The following is a 19112-nucleotide window of genomic DNA, read 5'->3' on the forward strand; positions in this document are numbered from 1 at the left end:
AACCCGATCGCGCGGTATGGGGTTGCTGCCGGACAGGCCTGCGACGCACCGGCGAAACACGAAGGATCATTTTTCGATGAGTAAGCCCGAAGTCACGATCTACACGAAATTCGGTTGCGGTTTCTGCAGCCGGGCGAAGCGCCTGCTCGACGAAAAGGGCGTGGAATACACCGAGCACGATATCACCATGGGCGGCCCGAAGCGCGCCGAGATGCTTGAGCGGGCGCCGGAGGCACGCACCGTGCCGCAGATCTTCATCGGCGACACGCATGTGGGCGGATCGGACGATCTGGCGGCGCTGGAAAAGCAGGGCAAGCTCGAGCCGCTGCTCGCCGGGTGACGATCGGATGACACGCATCGCGCTTTTTCAGGCGAACACAGGCGTCGATCCCGTGGACAACGCCGATGCACTGGTCCGAGCTGTGGACGAAGCGGCAGAGGGCGGGGCGGCGATGCTGTTCACGCCCGAGATGAGCAATCTGCTCGATCGCGACAGGGAGCGCTCCGGTCAGATGCTGCGGAGCGAGCAAGACGACGAGACGCTCGCGAAAATGCGCGAAGCAGCAAAGCGAACCGGTCTGTGGCTCTCGCTCGGTTCGTTCGCCTTCGTGAATCCCGACGAGACGCGCGCCAATCGTGCGCTCGTCATCGACCCGGCGGGTAACATCCGCGCATCTTACGACAAGATGCATATGTTCGACGTCGATCTTGCAAGCGGCGAAAGCTGGCGCGAATCAAATGTCTATCGCGCAGGCGACAAGCCCGGTGTGGTGGATGACACTCCCCTTGGCCGCCTCGGCCTTTCCATCTGTTACGATATTCGCTTTCCGGCGCTGTTCGACGCGCTAGGGCGGGCGCAGTGCGATGCGATCGCCATCCCGGCGGCCTTCACCGTTCCCACCGGTACTGCGCATTGGCACATCCTCCAGCGCGCCCGCGCGATCGAAGCGAGCGCGTTCGTGATCGCCGCCGCGCAGGTGGGCGAGCATGAGGATGGCCGCCGTACCTATGGGCACAGCCTGGTGGTGGACCCCTGGGGCGAGGTCCTGCTCGATATGGGCGGGGAGCGTTCGGGCGTCGGTTTTGCGGATATCGATCCGGCGCGGATCGAGGAGGTGCGCGCTCAAGTACCCAGCCTCGCAAACCGTCGGGCTATCCCGGCATGATCGTTTTCGACCTCGATTGCGAGAACGGCCATCGCTTCGAAGGCTGGTTCGGATCGTCGCGCGATTTCGCGGACCAGCAGGCGCGCGGTCTGCTCGCCTGTCCCAGCTGCGGAACGCAGGAGGTCATCAAGGCCCCCATGGCGCCCGCTATCGGTAAAAAGGGTGACGGCGCGGCGCGAGACGTGGCACCTGCGAAGGCCGAGCAGGAGAATAGGTCAGCCCAAACACAGTCACAGGGCGACAGTGTGGCGAACCAAGCCCTTCCGCCGAAACTTGTCGAAGCCTTCGCCAAGATCGCGAAAGTGCAGGCGGAGATGTTGAAGCAAAGCGCCTGGGTCGGCGACAAATTCGCCGACGAAGCACGCTCCATGCATTACGGCGAAAAGGACGAGAAACCGATCCACGGCAAGACGAGCGCGAAACAGGCGCGCGATCTGATGGAAGAAGGCATCGCGGTGCAGCCTCTTCTCGTTCCGGTCACTCCACCCGACGAGCTGAATTGACACCGGCTCCGATTGCGCCTCGCGCCGAGGCTGCTAAACGAGAGCCGGGCGCCCGTAGCTCAGTCGGATAGAGCATCAGATTCCTAATCTGGGGGCCACAGGTTCGAATCCTGTCGGGCGCGCCAATTTACCATGGAAGTACGCACCGGCGCATCGATTGCGTTGGGCGTGCTTACCGCCTGAACCAAGCTAGCCACCGGACCGCGAACGGTGAGGCGCTCCTTGGTCATCACGACCTCGCTGACGAAGGCCTGCACGTAGCTTTTTCGGAGCGCGGGATCGCTGGGATCAGTGAGCTTCTTCCGAAACCCAGCAGCGAAAGCGGCAATGGTTTCGCTGTCAATGCGTCCCCGCTTGTCGCCACACTGGCGTTTGAGAAGATTAATCTCCTCGTCGAGGGCGGCGCGTCTCGACTGGTGGCCCGCGAGACGCTTCTTGAGATCCTTGTCGGTCGGATCGACCAGTCCAGCCTCGATCGATTCGAAGAGCCTCTGGATGGCGGTTTCAGCGGCAGTGCGTTCGTTGCGAAGCGTGACGATGTCGCGCTTGCGCTTGGCATCGGCACCAGCTGAGCGCTCAAGGAGCTGCGCCAGAAGCTTTTCGAGGCGGGCAGGATCGAGCAAACGCTGCTCGAGAACTTCGACGACGGCGTCGTCCACCTGCTGCATGGGAACATTGTTGCCGCCGCAGGTGCGATCCTTCTTCCGGCGGACGTTGGAACAGGCATAATAGCGATACTGGCCGCCTTTACCGGTCATCAGCATCATGGTGCCGTCGCACCCCGGATTGCCGCAACGACCAAGGCCGGAAAGCAGCACCGGACTCGAATGCGAACGCGCCGGCGTCATTCTGGGGTCGCGCGACTTGAGGATCGCCTGGACCTTGTCGAACGTCTTTTGCGGAATGATCGCGGGGACTTCGACCTCGATCCATTCCTCGCGCGGACGCTTCGTATTCGTGCGGCTGTCCTTCGTGTTGTAATAGTGGCGACCGACATATGTCTCGCGCGTCAGGATCGTATGAACCAGCGCGGGCGTGAACTTGCGACCACGGTAGCTCACACCCTTTTCATTAAGGTGCTGGGAAAGCTTGCCGACGCCCATCGAGGCTTTGCCGCCAACGCCGACATAAGCGCCAAAGACATACTCGACGGTCGCGGCCTCTGACGAGACGACTCTGAGCTTCTTCTTGTGTTTCTTGCCACGGATTTCCGCGGTGTAGGTTTCATAACCGAGCGGAGGCTGCGACCCGTTCCAGAAGCCGTCTTCGGCATTACGGCGCATGACCGCCGTCACCTGCTCGGCGTTGATGTCGCTGGCAGCGGCATCCATTGCCGTGATGATCGCCCGTTGCAATCGTGCATGGGGTCCAGGGGTGATGTGCTGCGTCGCGCTCAGCAGGTCCACACCGTTCTTCTCGAGCTTGCGACGATAGCCTTCGGTTTCATAATCGTCCCGAAAGAAGCGCGAGAAGTTGTAGATGAACACCGCGGTATAGGGCCGGGATTTCGAGCAGCTATCGGCTATGAGGCGCTGGAACTCCGGACGGTTGGCGGAGCGGCCGCTGATCCCGCCATCGATATACCACTGGACGATGGTGTAGCCGTGCCGTTTGGCCTCCCGCGCGATGCCGGTCTGCTGCTCGTCCATCGACGTTCCGGCTTCCGCCTGCTTTCGGGTGGAAACGCGGATGTATCCGGCGGCAGGCAGAACGTCGGTCATTGCAAGTCATTGTCCTTGGCGGAGTGCGATAGGATCGCGGCGAACAGCTCGCTGAGCCACAGCAGTTCCTCTTCCGTTATAGGGAACTCAGCGGACAGTTCATCATGCACGATGAAGCCGTCCCGCAATGAATCATGCGCAAGCTGATAGTCGTTGGGAGATGGATCGCTCCGGCTCATGGTCCCGGTATGCGACCGAGCCTGAGGTCGGAACCAACAACCCAATATCGGTAGACTGAACACGCACGTGTTGGCGTAAAATGTCGTTCATCATAAAATAGGTCGACAACCGAACGACCTGGAAGATCCAATGATGTACGACGACCTTGCTCAGGATGCGATCAACATAGATCGGCGGCTGGTCATGCGCGATCACGACCCTGCTCGTGCGGATATCCAAAATTACGCCCAGCAGCTGATGGAGTGGCAGGACGGCAAGATCCCGCTCTCGTCGATTAACCTTGAACCCCATCATATCGCGCGAGGGCGATATATCGCCCGGGCCATCGGAGCGCCTTTGGCGCCAGGGAAAGAGGCGGCACCAATTGGGGTGAAGCTTCCGCTTCTGTACTTCTCGCCCCTCTACCACTTTCACCAGGGGAAGCTGGCGAGGGTCGAAAACCAATATGGCCACGATGGTCGACTCCCGCATTTGCCGAAGACCAGGCGAGAGATCGCCGCCTATCTTCATTCGACGGTGGCGGACGCGTTTTACGGCGAGCGGCTATTTAGGCTTGTTGTGGGCGTAGACATCGACGCGATCGCTGCATTCCTTGCAGATATTCGTGGCACGCACCCCGCGATGTTTCTGCTGCTTCTCAGCGAAGAGATTGATCTTGCGATCGAGAAATTGCCCTCGCTCGACTACGCGAAGGGCACAAAGAGCCTGTCAGCCCAATGGCGATCCGACCACTTCCCGGAGCTCGCCTGTTCGATCGCTTCGGTTTTTCGTATTCTTCGTACCCTTCGCCGCGGCAGCGCCATTCTCAAGGTTCTGGCCGCCCGCGATCCGTTCAGACAATCGGTCATGAAGCGTATAGCTGAGGACCTGAATACCGCGCGTTCGTCAGGGTGCGGTCGGGAGATACTGCGTCGGGCCAACCACACGGTTTATTCGCTGCGCAAAATCGCGTTCGATGATCTCGATTATCACATGGATTGGAAGGGAGGACATCCCGGTGCTTTCCGTTTTGAAAAACAGAGCAGCGACCTTCGCACGCTTGCAGCTTTTTCCAAATTTACCGGCCCGGACACGGAATATGTCGGGACCGTTGTGCAAGACTTCATCGACCAAGCCAGGCTCGGACTGCCGATTGGAGGTCGACCGCCGATCATCTGGCCGTCAACAAGTGCTACCGCTGTTAATCGCATCGACTTAAGGGGTGGACTGCGCAAGGACGAGCTCGCCTGCTTCTATGGATTGGACGGAAGGGACATCGCCGTTCACGTCGCAAAGGCTGTCGCCGATCTTGCTGGGCGAAAGATCATGCCCGACAGGCTGGCCAGCTTCGCCAATGTCCTGCTCGAGGCGACGGGATATTGCGAGCCTGGCGAGGCGAACCGCCGCGTCCATCATGTTATTCATGCTGATGATGTCATCCGCCTCGCCTTCGGCAAGTCCGGGGACTTCGGGCACGGTGCTGGTTTCGCTGCCTCGACCTGGCAGGATCTGGAACGCGATAAGTTCATGTGGAAGCTGCTGGTCACCGCGGAATGGAGCCGCGATTCCAGCGCTCGCATGTTCCTTGAAGGGCGCCGATATCTCTATGCGCTGACGCATGAAGTTCACCGGCTCGGAAAACTCGAACGATCGACGCGCATCTTCTGCTATCTCGCCCACAGCATGAGCTTGCTTTCCACCGATCCGATCTGGATCCGGATTCAGGAGCGCATTCGTCTATTGGCCGGGGTCACCCTCACGGGGAAACAGGGAAAGCATGCCAGGGCCGGGATGGTCGGACCCGGCCCTAAGACGATCGGCGAAATGATGGCTCTGCTCGATCCGCCATTTCCACGCTTCTCCCGCGGCGTCCGTCACTGATCGGCGAGCGGCGGACCTTCTTCCTCGCACTTACCCGCCATATCAGCGATCTGAAGGAGGCTCAGAGCGTAGGCCGTCCTTCTACTCTCTGCCTGAAATTCGGGGTCGGCCTTCATCAGTTCGATGGTCTTATGGTTGTGATTCCAGCGCGCGAACAACGCATCGCACGACGCGTAAAATTCGTCGCTTATCGTTTCGGGATTATCGAGTTTCTCGACACACCGCAGGGTCGTCGCCTTGAATTCGCTGCTGATCCCGAGCGCCATACGCATCGTTCCTACCGACACCTTTTCACCATTCGGGCGGTACATTTCGTAATTTTTCATCGGTCTTATCCATTCTGCTTGTAAAGGAGGTGGGCGCCTTTGCGGTCGAGCCAGTCGGCCGCTTCGCCCCTGTTCATGGCTTCGGGTATCTCGATTTCGAGCAGTCTGGCCGTGTCGGCGATCAGGAAACGCTGGGCCGAGGACATCGGTTTGTCGCGCCAGCCATCGTCTTTCTCGTTGGCCGCGGCTTTCCATGACGCGCAATCTTCATCGTATTGAGCCTTGCGTTTCGACCATCGCGCTATCGCGAAACGATACGAAAGATCGCTATTGTCTTCCTTCACCACGCCGATAATCAGATCGAGCGTGGACATCGTGGACCATCCAGGAACGAGCGAAATGCGCTCGACGAATTCGGCGGCCTCGAACGTCAGGAGGCCATGAAATGCATTGGCATCAGCGTGCCCGAGGTCGCCGTCTACCAGCGGTCCGGCGAGGCTCGCGCAGGCATAGAGGCGCTCGTTGATCGACATCGAAATCTCCTTTCGATCCGATTAAAGAGATAACGACTGGGCGAAACCAACAACCCAATAAGACGGGTTCTGGGCCGTTTGCGGACTGTCGGGTATTGGACATTTACGCGGGGAAAGCGGACCTTCGTTCAGCTCGCTGCTGAAACCGCAAAGACCCAAAATCGGTCATTGGCGACGTTACGAGCCGCTTCCGAAAGCTGACGAACGTGGGCGCGGCTCACGCCGCAAGAGCAACTTTTCTGCTTTTGGCGTAAAGTTAGCAGAACTTTATCAGAATGTGCCGCCCTATTGGCTCGCTTTTGCCCGCTCCAACCTGGTCACGTGGTGAATGGGGCAAGCTCACTACTTCATCAAGGGCGACGTCGAGCCAAAAAATGCTCGAGCTCGAGGCGCATTTTACCTAATCGCCCAGGACACGGCAGGGACGCGCAGCTTGGCGAAATCGGAGATCGTCGTAATCTACAGCAAGCGAGATCCGGACATCGCTGACCACGAAACGCCGCTGCGGCAGCTTTATCGCGCGTTACTACCACGTCCCAGGAAGTGCATCCGCCAAAGGGAAGACGGTTTGCGACGATGAGGATCAGGCGATCTTGGTACCGACCGTCAAGCGTGCCGTCTCGACGACGGCGCGCTGCAATGCCTCGCCGCGCTCGTTCATGAGTTCGACCGCCCGCTGGAACTTGGTGCCGTGCTCCTGAGCAGGAACTTCGCCGTACCGCCTATTGTCGCGCTTCATCGCGTGAGTGACTTCGTTGAAGGCGTCGCGCGCGGCGAACAACTCGTGCAACGCGGGCCTGACCGAGGGGAAGTAGAGGGCAACCAGCATCTCCATCACCTCTGCGCCCTCGTGCTTCCCCGGGTTCGAGCCGCTGGCTATCTGAAGGTCCAGCATCTGGTTCCAGTCGATCTCCCCGCGAAGCACTGGATAGTAGGTGAGCGCATGCTGGCCGAGGACCTTCGCGTACTGGTCGACCGCGAGATAAAGCGTCTCCGCTTTTCCCCGCAGGAACTCAAAGCGGTCCTTTCCGATTCAGCCGGCTAGTGACGAAGGCAGACGTGACGCCGCTCGCTAGGATCGTGGCGATGCCCAGGCCGAGCGTGATCCAAGCGGCCGCGTTCATGCCACTAGGCCTCGCCGCTGCGCCCGCACGTCGGCATCGCTCAATCCACGCACGGCGGTCCTCATCAAATCCCCAGCTTCTGGAAGAAGACCTTGTTGCGCATCTCCGCGTCGACCATGCCCGCGGCGCGCATCCATGACGAGGGCTCGGCGGCGACGACCTCGAACCCGATAACCGCCAGCCAGGCAGCTTCCCGCCCGAAGCTCGCGCCCACGTCGAGCGCCAGAAGGCCTGGACCGGACGGAAGCAGCGTCGAGTAGGTGGCGCGGTATCCCGACGGGTCGAGAGCCTCATATTCCGCGGCAAGCCGCTCGGACTGCGCGTCGTATGCAGCGACATGGTCGTTCATCCGGCGTCGCGCCTCGCGATCGTCTGGAGCCCCACGTGCTCGATCTCGTGCTCCGCCACATCGGCCGCGTCGACCACGTTGATGAACCTCTTGAGTATGACGAGGTCGGTCAGCAGGTCCGGCTCCTGGCCGGAGATCACGGCGGGCGCGAGGATGAAGCAGCCGGCCGCGCGGAGCCTCGTCAGGAAACCTTCCAGGTTCACGTCGTCGTCCGGCTCCACGACGTGGATGCGGAAGACCGTCTGGTACAGCGTGCCACGCTCCCACTCCCCGTCGTCCGGCCGTCGGCTGGTTATCTGGATGGCGTAGTGCGTCGACGGATGGCCCGGCAGGTTGCGGATGATCGAGATGCTGATCTCATGGTTCACGTCCTTCGTGCCGAACCGCTCCCGCCACCGTTCGAAGATCCGGCGGGCGGCCGCACGGTCGAGAAACGCGAGCGCGAACACCGGCGGAACGTCGTCGTCGAGCGACGTGTAGAGGATGCCCTTCCAGCTGGCCGCGTCCCAGCTGTGCATATCGATGACCGACTGCACCTTGACCTCCCGGTGCCGCGAAACGGTCGGGCGCCCGTCCTCGGTCATTCCGCGCGCGGGCCTGCCGTCATCGTCGTCGGCTGGACCTGCCGGCTCGACCTCCTCCACCGCCGGCCGCTCCCGCATGGGATAGTCGCGGCCGCCGCCATCGAGGCGGACGACGGGGCGACCGGCGATGCGCTGCAGCCCGCTGAGCGAGCCGAGGACGCTGGACACCCTGTCGTGCGCGTTGCCGCGGTCGAACAGGCGCCACAGCGCGTCCTTGAGGTTCGGCAGCGCGAAGGTGGCCGCCAGCATCTCGCCCACGACCTGTATGAGAAACGCACCGATGTCTGGTTGGCGTGGGAAGTCCCAGACCGGCAGCGACCTGGGCCAGGAAACCATCGAGCGCATCCCCCTGGGATCGGTCTGCACCTTCGGTCCGTCCTCGTCCGTCTCGACGACGTCGATACGGAACCGCTCGGTGTGCGGGCCGACGCCGTCCTCGATCATAGTCGCCAGCATGGCCTCGACCGTAGCAACCAGCGCCTGTCCCGTGACGATCCCGGCATCAGTGCCGGGGGTCGCGACCTCCACTGTCAGTCCGCAGATGCACGTCTCGAGGACCTGGCCTGCCGGCGAGTTGAGGACCAATCCGCCGACGAGGTCGCGCGAGACCGGCTGAGCCTTGAGGAGCCCGAGGAACTTCGGCAACCCACCTTCCGCCTCGAGCTCCCGGTAGCCCTCGTCCTCGCGGAGGACCTCCTCATGGCCGAGGGCGTGGAGCAGCGCCATCCGGGCGACGGGCATCCCGGCCTCCTCCAGCGCGTCCGGCGCGCGCGAGAGCGAGGCGACCTCGGCATCGGTCATGTTGAGGATGTTGCTGCCGAGGCCGGCGTCCAGCTCCTCCAGGCCTTCCGTGACCCTGGCCTTGGACGCCTCATCGAGCGGCAGCGTGGCGAGCGCCATGCGCAGCAGGCGGAACGAGAGGATCAGCTCCGGCACGAGTCTCAGCTGGAGGGCCACCCAGGCCCAGATCTTTACCGTCGGCACGAAGCCGACAGGCAACTCGCTCGACTCCTCACCTTCGGCGGCAAGGCCGGCCGCCGCCATCAGGAGTGACGATCGCGACGCCCAGAACAGGTCAGTCCCGCGGTAGGCGATCGCAAGGTGCTGATGGGCCTCGATCATCTGCTCGGCATGCTCGCGCTTGGCGAGACGGACCGCCGCGCGACCCAGCAGCCGGATACGTTCGCAGCGCTCCTCGAAGTCTAGCCGGAGAGCCTGCCGGAGGAGGATGAGCGCACCTTCCGCGTCGGACGTGCGCTTGGCCACGAAATCGGCGAGCCGCTCTGCCACGGCGCGGTATGTCGGATCGCGGCCGGCGGGGATGGATACGACGTCGATCAGCCTCACAAGACGATCGGCATCGAACTCCGCAAGGCCGGCGGCCTCGTCGAGGATAGATCCCAGCTCTGCCCAGATAGCAGGCAGTTCACCCGTCCTGCCCTCGGCGAAGTAGCGACCGAGGCGGACGACCGCGAGCGAGGTGCGAGCTTCAAGGCGGTGGTTCGGGCGCCCCTCGTCGCGCGTCATCGCCTCCAACGCGGCCTCCAGCCGGTCAGACCGGGCCGAAAGGTCGGCGGCATCCGGCGATAGCATGCGGTAGAGCACCGCGTTTACCAGCAACTGGTGGAGCTGGACAAGGAACTCGATGTTGCGGGCTTGGTCGGCGCCGAGGGCTTCCGCCTCGATGCCGGCGTAGCCATCCGACACCGCCGCAGCGTCGTCGAACCACCAGAAGGCGGTCCAGAGCGCATCGTGCCGCGCCTCTAGCTGCTGCCGCGCGGACCCGTGCTTGACGGCGAGCCGGATCGCGCGGGCGTGTCGACCATCCGTCTCGTGGCGCGGCAGCTCGAGGTTGCGCGACAGCTGCGCCGCGACCATCGCCTCGGTGACAAGCTGGCGCTCCATGCCCTCGAACGAGGACGGATCGGCCAACGCACGCTCGACGTCCTCCAGGCGGCGGCGCCTCGAATAGTCTTCCGGTCCCATTCGCATCGGATCGGACACGACCTGGCCAACGCCCAGATAGTCGTGCGCGATGTCCTTGCGCTCCCTGTCGATCACCTCCTCGACGATCCACGCGCGGTCGAGGATCTTCACCGGCATGCTGTGGGCAGCCTCCAGCTCGGCCTCGATGCGGGCGCGGTCGGCCGCACGTGCGGGCTGGCTCGTGACGAAGTAGACGCGCTCGAGCTTGCGGCCGGTCCCGGCGATGCCCGCGACGTCCTTCACAACCTTGCGCTTCCAGTCCTTCATCGCGCTGAAAGCGAAGCCCCAGTCGTCGCGGTCGGGTCCGGGACTGCCGACATAACCCAGATCAGCGATCGCCTCTGCAACGGGAAAGGTGTCGGCGTCGGTCTTGCCATCGCCGCCGCCCTCGGGCCCGCTTTGGGGGCGGATGTGCGGGCAGATCACGCGCTGGCAGAGCTTGCGGCAGAATATCTCGAAGCGCTGGTGCTCGTTGCGCGCCGTCATGGTCTCGAGCTGGAACTCGAGCATGGCGCGGTCGAGGACGTAGAGCGGACGGTCAACGGTGTCCGAGTAGAGCTCGGGCCGCATCTCGCGCATGAACAAGGAAGGCGTTGGCGGTCGCTTCCGTCTCTCGGTGCCGCCCTCCTCGATTCGGTCGTCGCTCATGCGAACGAAGATAGAACGGGCGCCGCACCTAAGCCAGCCCGAACCCTCCCTGTGGCGCTCACCCCTGCTGGCTCCGCTTCATGCTCAGGTGCTCGATCGACCATGACGATCCAGCGAAGTGCATGAGGGACCTCGCCATCTTCAAGCGCGAGGCCACGAAGTCAAATGTCCAACGTGCGGCGTTGACTGCGGTAACGGGTCACTTGGGTCGCCTTGGTCACGATTTGGACCGCCGCGACCTCGTGTACGGTTAGGCTGTCCACCTCCAGGCGCAGCGCTGGGTCCCGGTTGTCATCTGGCGCGGCGAAGGGATCGATGAACGGGCCTTCCCAGAACAGCGACTCCGGCCGGGGTGGAGCCGGAGGATCCGGCGGTGGAACGACCTCCAAAACCGAGTAGCCCGGCGACCAGTCGTCCTCGTCCATCTCGCCCAGGCTCGCCGAAACGACCGTCCCGTCGGGCAACGCCGCCGGCACGACCTTTGACGCCCTCCGGAACAGCACCACGTTGTGGTGACTTCCTGCGCGCTGCACCGACGGATACAGCAGTCCGTCGAGATCCAGCTCCACGTTCGACGCGAGGTAGTCGGCGATCGCCTGCGTGATCAGGTACTCGGACCTCTCGTCGTCCGGCATCACCGGCATGGTCATGCGCCCGCTCAGGCTCTTCAGGAACTTCGCGAGCTCGAGGCGGCCCATGTAGCCGGAGTCGAACACGCTCCCATCGATGTAGACGGACCGCAGCGCGTCGATACCGAGCAGCCGCAGGGGCCGGACGGCGTCGAACCTGCCGACCAGCGCGCGGCTGCCGACAGGGGGGCGAACCTCCGCCAACGCCGCCGCTGGGTCGGTCGCGCCGTAGAACAGCGAAACGCCGCGCGCGTTCATCCTCCCGTCGACTGCGATCTCGCTGGGCGGAGGCCCAAGCTCGCGCACCGGCTGCTCGAGCGCCAGCGCCAGCCGCGCATGGCCATGGAACACCCGCGCCCTGTGAAAACCGCTCAGCTCCTCGCCGGGGCCTGCCAGCCTGACGACCGGACGGCCATCTCCCGTGGTCAGGCTGCCAACGCCGTCGAAGATCCGCCCGAGGAGCGACTCCGCCTCCTTGTTAAAGAAGCGCGTCTCAGTCCGAAGCGACCGCTCGAAGCTGCGCCATTCGAGCTGATACTCGACGTCGTCCGGGCCGCGCTGTTCGTAATGGCTCTCCGGATCGAACTCGCACTCCTCGCCGGCCGGGGCGGAGTCGAAGTCGCTGTGCCGCTCCGAAAGTATCTCGAGGACCTCCTCCGCGATCTCTTCCGACACCTCGGCGGCGCCTGCGATCGCCCACAGGACATCCTCCCCGCGTCGCTCGAACTCGAAATCCGATTCGCGGTCGGCGAGCATCGCGGACTCGAACGCGTCCGGCTGGTCCGTGGTCCGGTAGTAGTGGACGGAAAAGGCCGCTTCCACCGCGTCGGCGAGCTCGTCGACGGTCATGGCCGGTGCCATCTCGCCACAGAACAAACAAATCGCCTCACCGCAGCGGCCCGTCACGCCGGCACTCAGGAAGGCTTCGCCGATGCATTCGGCGCAGACCATCCGCTCGCCATCGTCGTCGACGTCGGCGGTCACCTGGCATGCCTCACCAAGTCCTGTTGCAGGAACGCGCCGCCCTTCACGCCCAATTCGATAAGTGCGTCCGAGACCTCGACCACGATCTCGCGGTGGTGCTGCTCGAGCGCCCGCGCGGCGATCAGCTCCCGCAGGAGAAGGACCACCTTCTCGCCGTTCGACGCGTATTCCCAGAAATCGAGGCTCGACCTCCGGGCACGCACGACCCGGCCAATCCAGCCGAGGCCGGGATCGGGCAGCAGGCGGTCGGGCCTCGCGCGCATGAGGGCGAGCATTGCGTTAAACGCGGTCTTCTCCGCGCCGAAGGCGGCTGCCGCGCGGTCTAGCATCGGCATCACCGCGTCGAGATTCGGCCACGCGGAATCGACGCCGCAGACCATCCCGCCGGACGCCGCGCAGAAGAAGGACGACACGGCTAGGCCCCGCTCGTGCTGGCCCGCATCGACCGGTTCTCCCGCCCACACGGGCCGATCGACGATCCAGCCGGTAAGGAGATCCCAGCTCTCGAGCGTCCCGGCGTCGAGCGCCTCAGTCCGCAGCATGCGGTCGATCATGAAGCTGCGCACGACCATGTCCATGACCTCTTCGCCGGCGCGGCGGGCCGCGGCATCGACGCGCGCGATGACGAGCGTCCGGATTTCCGACGCAGGCAGCAGAGCGCACAGGCGACCCAGCCACCGGCCGAACTCGAACAGCCATTCAAAGGGCGTGTCCCCACGCCCGTCCCTCTCGCCGAGCGAGGCGAGCGCCCAGTTCAGGGCGGACGCCGCGTGGGCGATCAGGGCATCGCGCGTGCCCGGCGCGAGCATCGGGGGGATCGGGAGCCGGAACGCGTTGGAGTGCAGGTCGGAGCGGTAGTAGTCGCCATTGGGCCGCGAGCCCGCCGAGGCCGGCGCCGGATCGGGACTGGGTGTCTCACCGGCCGCCAGCGCGCGCTCGATCTCGTCGGCCATCTCCGACTGCTGATGGGCTTCGGCCCGCGACCAGTGGAAGCCGTGGCCGCTGTCGTGCGAGCGGGCGGCACGGCGCGTGGCGAGGCAGAACAACGCCCAGACCATCTCGGGCACCGTGTTCGCGAAGACCGGCGCGGCGTCGTACACCGCCTCGACGACCTTCTCGATCGGGTCGACCGCGAGCTGGAGCAGCCCCTCTCGCCACTCCGGATTGGAGGGCTGGCGGCGCATGAGCGAGGCATAGGCGTGCGCCGCCATCGCCGGCGGGTGGGCCGTAACGTGGGCGCTGCGGATGGACAGCTCGTCCTTCACCTCTGCCATCGTCGCCGCGCGCCGGGTTATCCCGACGACGGTCTCCTCCGACCTCGCCCACAACTCGTCCTCGGCGTGCCGCGCGATCACGGCCGCGGTGGCCGACACCGCCGACTGCGCATTGTGGCGGGTCATGTCGGTGATGGGGGCGACCTCGTCGAACAGGTCCTCCTCGTCCAGCGCCACCATCTCGTCGAACGCGTCGTCCAGCGTGAACTCTCCACCCGGCACGCCGCTCTCGACCGCGGCGCTAGCCCAGAGGTAGAGCCGCAGGACCCGATTGAGCGCCGCGTGACCGGCCAGCATCTCCTTGTGCTCTTCGCCCTCGACGTAAGGCGGCTTAATCGAGATGTATTCCCGGCCATCGACCACCTCGCGGACGAGGTTGGCCGGATCGGCCTGTTGGCGCAGCGCCTCGAACGATGAGCGGCGCGTTTCCGCGCGTTCCGGGTCGTCCCGTTCCTCGGCGGTTGAGTAAGGGACACGGTCGAGGAAGGTGGCGATCGCGGACGCGTAGGCGGCCTTCACCTCTTCGGGCGCCAGGCCCGCCAGCAACGGCGCGAGGTCGCGCACGGTGCGTTGGCGGTGGGGAAGCCGGTTGAGCGTCCAGAGCGCGCCGGCGAGAAAGGCCGACCCTCCCCAGTACCCCATCTCGTTGGCCTGCGACCCCATGTCGAGGACCTGCCGACCGATGTCCCATGTCCACAGCGCCGGATGCGTGCCGATCGCGAGCGCGACCGTGCTCGTCGCGGCGCTACCCAAGTTTGCAAGCACCAGACCGGCGCAGATCCCAAGGGCCGCGTTGCACTCGTTGCCCCGCGCGATGCGCCGGCAGAGTTCGTCGAGCGGGTCGCCGGCCTCAAGGCGCTCGTGCGCCCAGGCGTCCAGCGCCAGGAACGCCGTGTCGAGGATGTGGACGTGCGATCCGCCGCGGAACCAGCGATAGGTGCCGTCATCGCCCCAGAACTCGGCGTCGCCCTCACCGAGGTCGATGGTGATCGGTATCGGGGTCTCGCCCCGCTGGCGCCAAGACCGTCGCCAGCTCTCCATCGCGTGGTTGCAGAGGTCGCGGATCAGCGCCAGGCCGACACTGGCATCCGTTCGCAGGAGCTGCAGGAACGGCGGACGCAACGGCGACGCCGGATAGAAGTCGCGGTCGTCGCCGATGCCGAGGACGTCGGAGCGGTCACGGATCGAGGAGTAGCCATCGCTGCGCCGACGGTCATGGGCGAGCAGGTAGGCCCGGCGGACGAAGTCCGCAGTCTCGGCGGGTAGCGATGCGGCGAGACCGGCGCTCCCGTCAACGATCTGCTTCCTCACGCGGTCAAGGGCGTAGTCAGAGATTGAGGCGAGGTAGCTCCGAACGGTGTCCGGATCACCCGCCGCGGACTTCAGTAGCAACGCTCGGGCGGGTGCCCGATCGCCACGGCGTCCGGTCCAGGCTCCGCGTTCAGGCTTGCCGGCTGTATCGCCGTCCCCGAGGCGCCCCTTGGCCCAGGCCGCGATATCCGGGACGAGCGCGTATCTCGCGAGTTGCGCCGGCAACGCCAGCACCCATGAATCGAACAGCGGCACCAGCTCCGCGTCGACGGCGCGCGGAAGGGTGCCCAGTCGCGGGACGAGCCAGGTGATCAGGCGTATCCAGCTCACGACCTGCGGTCCAGCCGCCTCGGAGGCGTATTGCTCGCGCTGATCGCCCGTCAGGTCGGGGAACTGCGTCTCGTCGAGAAAGCGCAGGTCGCGCACGGTCTCGGTCGTGCGGACCGACAGGATCAGGCGCATGAGCAGCCGTCCGTCTTCGCGCATAAGCGAGTCCTCGATGCGGTCGAGCATCTCGGCGCTGCGGACCGACCGGACGGGGGCCGAAAGGACGACGCGGCTCCAGGTAGCGCGCAGGTCGTCGGCCCCGAACGCGCCCAGCAAAGCGGCCCACGCGTCGCCGTCCTGCGACCGCTCGAGCAGGTGGGCCGCAAGGAGCTGGAGGGGCCGGGCGAGCTGCAGGTCCTGGTGCCCGTCGCGAACCGCGGTCGCGATGTCCCCGCGCCGGTCAAACAGGACGCGCTCGAGCACCCACTCCTCGTAGATGTCGTGGCTGAACGCCACGGTGCTGCCCTCGTCGACGTGCCTCAGCACACCCGACCGGAGCAGCTCGTCCAGCGCGACGGGATCGATGTCGCGGATCGCCAACGGAGCACCTGGCCCCATGAGAAGCTGCTCGCCCAACTTCAGCAGCACGTTCCGGCGCCCCTGCGCCGGCGCGAAGTCGGCGACGTCCGCGCCGCCGTGGGCCCACCACAGCTCGACGAGATCGACCTCTGACCGGACCTCGGCACCGCCGGCGACCGGCAGGCGGGATAGCGCGTCGAGGAAGAACGGCCGCCGGAGGACGGTGTCGTAGTTGCGCGCGTCGGCGAGCAGCGGCCGCAGCAGCGGTATCGCCTCGGCCGCCTCGACCGCCTCACCGTCGTCGAAGCCCTCGACGCGGATGGTCCGCGAGCTGAGCTTCGCGTTCGCGTCGGGATCCAGCCAGCCGTCCACACGCTGCGCGTTCTCCTCGCGCATCGTCATGATCACCCGCCAGTCGTCCAGGTCGGGGGTGTCGGAGATCGTCCGCAGGACGTCGTTGACCGTGACCTGGGTCGCGGCATCCATCTTGTCCGCACCGTCGATGAAGAGCGTGCGCGAACCGCCACGCCCGAGTTCACGCAGCGTCGTTGTCAGGGGAACGACGGCGCCGAACTTCGCGGCGTGGGCCGGCCAGCCGCCTCCCGTGACCCGCAGATCGCGGAGCACGAGGATTGGCGCGCCCGCCGGCTGGTCGAGGGCGATCCGCTTCAGCACCGCCGACTTGCCCGCGCCGTGTTGGCCCACGACGCGCACCAGCCTGACCTCGCTCAGCGCGTCGAGGACCTGCCCGTTGACCACGTCGCGGTTGATCCGCCGTCCGCCTATCGTGTCCCTGATGCTCGTCAGGGCGTGATGCGATTCCTGGGTCAGCGCGTCGATGAGCCGCGCGTGCGCCCGGTCCGAACCGCTGGTCACGCCCTCGACCTGGAGTTCGCGCGCAACGGTCGCGCGGTCCACGCCGCCACCGCTCGGGATGATGCGGCTGGCCATCGCCGTGAGACTGCTCCAAGTGCGCCGCGCCTCGTCTGGCCCGCCGACGACGGGAGCCAGCTGGTCGACGGAGGCGAGCCGGTCGCGCGACGCGTCCTCCTGGTCGAGGTCGAAGGCGATGATCGTCAGCGACTTCATGAACGCGAGGATGTCCGCGTCGGTGGCAGTCGCCTCCCGCTTTCGGATCAGCTCATCGAGGATGCGCTGGAACTCGCGCTGGTCCTTGTTCGAACCGTTGGCGACGGCGAGCCGCTTCCGGTACTGCGCGGCATCCGCCGCGTGCCGGGCGCGCGCGAGGAGCGGCTGCACGCTGCGTTCCAGCTTCGTCGTGGTCTGGCTGACGGCGACGCCGATGCGGTCGGTGTCGGGATTGAACCCGGTCCGCCTGAAGGTGGCCCAGGCGCGGGGGACGATGTCAGCCCACTTGTCGTCGCTGTCGGTGAACGACAGCGTGGTGGTGACCTGCAGGTCTAGCCGCGTCGGGGTGCCGTCGGGCAGGCGGCCATCGACGACGAGGTCGTCCAGCGGCGCGTCGATCTCCGACTGTTGGGTCTTCACCGCCGTGACCGTCCCAAGCACGCCGCGCGCGCCGCCCTCCGCGATCAGCGCGGCGAGGTAGTGGCTGGTGACACGTGGTTCGAGGTGGGTTCCGCCCCCTCCGGCGACATAGACGGGCAAGCTGATGACCTGACGGCAAGATGTTATTCTTGCGAAACAATATAGTGATCGGCGGCCCGCGATTCAACGTGATGTCGATCGCGGTGGTTCCGTCAGCTACGCCGCTCGAAGAAGCAGACGTCGCACTGTTTGACACCGTTGCACTAGCTCACCTTCCGCGTCCCTTCGGGTAATCGGTCGCCGAGTATAGTCCGACGAGTTCGGTTCCCACCCGAGCCTGTTGATCGCGACGGCATAAAGGAACGGCGGGTTTTGGGATCAATGCTAAGTCCGCCGAACGTCCGAAATTGGGGGCGCGAAGCTGACGTCACCGGTCGTTCTCACAACTACATCATCAGGTGTTTCCGAAGACCCAACCCATGCTGCTGAAGATTGGTTACGCATTGGGTTGCAGGATTAGAAGAACCAAGAAGGACAGAAAGGGGGTGTGGGGGTCTTAGCGAGAGAAATTGTTTAGCATGCGCCAAACGAAAAGGACCCCCACACCACCAACAGCCGAGGAGCGCGATGGCCTCGCGCGCACCTATTCCTATACGCTTGACGGGACCATCGTCTCGCTGACCCGGGCAGCGGTGAAGGACATCGCCATTCACCGCCGCGATGCGGTCTCGGCGAGCCGCCACGAGCGGCGCAGGATGGCCGCGATCCTGCGCGACGATCGGCTTCAGGCTCGTATCAACAAGGCGATTCAGCGCAAGCTCGACCGGGTCGAAAGACGGTTCCCGCCTAGGAAGATCCGGGTCCGCGTCGAGCAGCAGAACCGCAAGGAATTCCGCCGCAAACCGCGCCGAATTGTATCGAAAGCCATGGTTCCGCTGCCATCCTACGAGGCGCCCATTCTCGACCGGCAGGGTCGACGCGCGATCGTGATGATGATCGATTACGATGGCGCGAAGCGGCATTCCTTCGGCATCGCGGGGCGCAGGATCGTCTATATGTCCGACGCGGAACATTGCGAACTCGATCCCCTGGGCAGGTCGATATTCTTCAGCAACATGGGCGGTGATCTCGACGAAATCCTCATGGGCGCGGACGTTCTCGAACTGACGCAGCGCGAGAGCCGGGCGGATGCGAAGATCAACGTCAATATCATCATCCAGATGCCGCATGACGTTCCGCAGGAGGTGCGGGTCGCAATCCTGAAAGCGGTCGCGCACGAACTGTTCGGCCGTCATGGCCTGCCCTATGCCGCGGCGCTCCACCGGCCGGATCCGGATGGGGATCAGCGCAATTTCCATGGCCATATCTGCGGCAGCTGGCGGCCGATGACGCGCACCGAGGCCTATGGCTGGGAGATCGCCAAGGACTATCGCGCGGACCTCGATGGCGGCGAATATTGGCGCCATGCACGCCGCAGGGTGGCCGAGATCATGACCGCGACCCTCGAACGGGCAGGAACCCAACGGCACTATACGCATCTCTCGAATGCTGAGCGTGGGCTCGTCCACAAACCCCAGAAGAAGCTCGACAAGCGCAAGACGCGGACCGCGCGGGAGGGCGAATTCGTAGCCGATGTCGA

Annotated in this window: 14 protein-coding genes, 1 tRNA gene and 1 pseudogene; 7 read left to right on the forward strand and 9 right to left on the reverse strand. The window is 64.7% G+C overall.

All coding sequences use genetic code 11. The features are described from left to right. Positions 1-76 precede the first annotated feature (76 nt). The 5 genes from grxC (at position 77) to A3736_RS17760 (ending at position 2241) form a co-directional block, all read left to right on the forward strand. The gene (gene grxC / locus A3736_RS01495) at positions 77-340 is read left to right on the forward strand and encodes a glutaredoxin 3 (RefSeq protein WP_067678366.1); all 264 of its coding nucleotides are present in this window, start codon (positions 77-79) and stop codon (positions 338-340) included. Positions 341-347: 7 nt separating this feature from the next. Continuing rightward, entirely contained in the window at positions 348-1166 is an 819-nt protein-coding gene (locus A3736_RS01500) for a carbon-nitrogen hydrolase family protein (RefSeq protein ID WP_067678341.1), read from the forward strand. Continuing rightward, on the forward strand, positions 1163-1669 hold the full coding sequence (locus A3736_RS01505; protein WP_067678343.1) for a DUF1178 family protein: 507 nt from the start codon (positions 1163-1165) through the stop codon (positions 1667-1669). The genes A3736_RS01500 and A3736_RS01505 overlap by 4 nt, the downstream gene beginning before the upstream one ends. Before the next feature lie 48 nt (positions 1670-1717). Then, positions 1718-1794 (forward strand) — tRNA-Arg (locus tag A3736_RS01510). A gap of 291 nt (positions 1795-2085) precedes the next feature. Continuing rightward, positions 2086-2241, forward strand: coding sequence for a hypothetical protein (locus tag A3736_RS17760; protein ID WP_233999153.1), 156 nt, complete (start codon positions 2086-2088; stop codon positions 2239-2241). Positions 2242-2313: 72 nt separating this feature from the next. Here A3736_RS17760 and A3736_RS18215 read toward each other — a convergent pair. After that, a pseudogene (locus tag A3736_RS18215) lies at positions 2314-3390 on the reverse strand (recombinase family protein); the annotation flags it as partial. Further along, positions 3387-3569 (reverse strand): hypothetical protein, encoded by a 183-nt coding sequence (locus tag A3736_RS16895; RefSeq protein ID WP_156501918.1) that lies wholly within the window; start codon positions 3567-3569, stop codon positions 3387-3389. The pseudogene A3736_RS18215 and the gene A3736_RS16895, both read right to left, overlap by 4 nt. 130 nt (positions 3570-3699) lie before the next feature. Between A3736_RS16895 and A3736_RS01525 the strand changes: the two genes are divergently transcribed. Next, positions 3700-5430, forward strand: coding sequence for a hypothetical protein (locus A3736_RS01525; protein ID WP_156501919.1), 1731 nt, complete (start codon positions 3700-3702; stop codon positions 5428-5430). Here the strand turns inward: A3736_RS01525 and A3736_RS01530 are convergent. The 7 genes from A3736_RS01530 to A3736_RS01560 form a co-directional block, all read right to left on the reverse strand. Beyond that, on the reverse strand, positions 5424-5756 hold the full coding sequence (locus A3736_RS01530) for a hypothetical protein (protein ID WP_067678352.1): 333 nt from the start codon (positions 5754-5756) through the stop codon (positions 5424-5426). The genes A3736_RS01525 and A3736_RS01530 overlap by 7 nt on opposite strands. Before the next feature lie 5 nt (positions 5757-5761). After that, entirely contained in the window at positions 5762-6229 is a 468-nt protein-coding gene (locus A3736_RS01535; RefSeq protein WP_067678356.1) for a hypothetical protein, read from the reverse strand. A gap of 583 nt (positions 6230-6812) precedes the next feature. Then, positions 6813-7124: a hypothetical protein gene (locus A3736_RS01540; RefSeq protein WP_156501920.1), complete on the reverse strand. Its 312-nt coding sequence runs from the start codon at positions 7122-7124 to the stop codon at positions 6813-6815. A gap of 293 nt (positions 7125-7417) precedes the next feature. Further along, on the reverse strand, positions 7418-7702 hold the full coding sequence (locus A3736_RS01545; protein WP_067678361.1) for a hypothetical protein: 285 nt from the start codon (positions 7700-7702) through the stop codon (positions 7418-7420). Further along, entirely contained in the window at positions 7699-10920 is a 3222-nt protein-coding gene (locus A3736_RS01550; RefSeq protein WP_156501921.1) for a tetratricopeptide repeat protein, read from the reverse strand. The genes A3736_RS01545 and A3736_RS01550 overlap by 4 nt, the downstream gene beginning before the upstream one ends. A gap of 161 nt (positions 10921-11081) precedes the next feature. Then, positions 11082-12533, reverse strand: a complete 1452-nt coding sequence (locus A3736_RS01555) for an RES family NAD+ phosphorylase (RefSeq protein ID WP_233999155.1) — start codon at positions 12531-12533, stop codon at positions 11082-11084. Beyond that, the gene (locus tag A3736_RS01560; RefSeq protein ID WP_067678364.1) at positions 12530-17593 is read right to left on the reverse strand and encodes a hypothetical protein; all 5064 of its coding nucleotides are present in this window, start codon (positions 17591-17593) and stop codon (positions 12530-12532) included. Before A3736_RS01560 ends, A3736_RS01555 begins: the two co-directional genes overlap by 4 nt. A 458-nt stretch (positions 17594-18051) precedes the next feature. Between A3736_RS01560 and A3736_RS01565 the strand changes: the two genes are divergently transcribed. Further along, on the forward strand, positions 18052-19112 hold a 1061-nt coding region (locus tag A3736_RS01565; protein ID WP_156501922.1), incomplete at its 3' end, for a MobA/MobL family protein.

This window comes from Erythrobacter sp. HI0063 (genome assembly GCF_001635685.1).
Taxonomy (GTDB): Bacteria; Pseudomonadota; Alphaproteobacteria; order Sphingomonadales; family Sphingomonadaceae; genus Qipengyuania.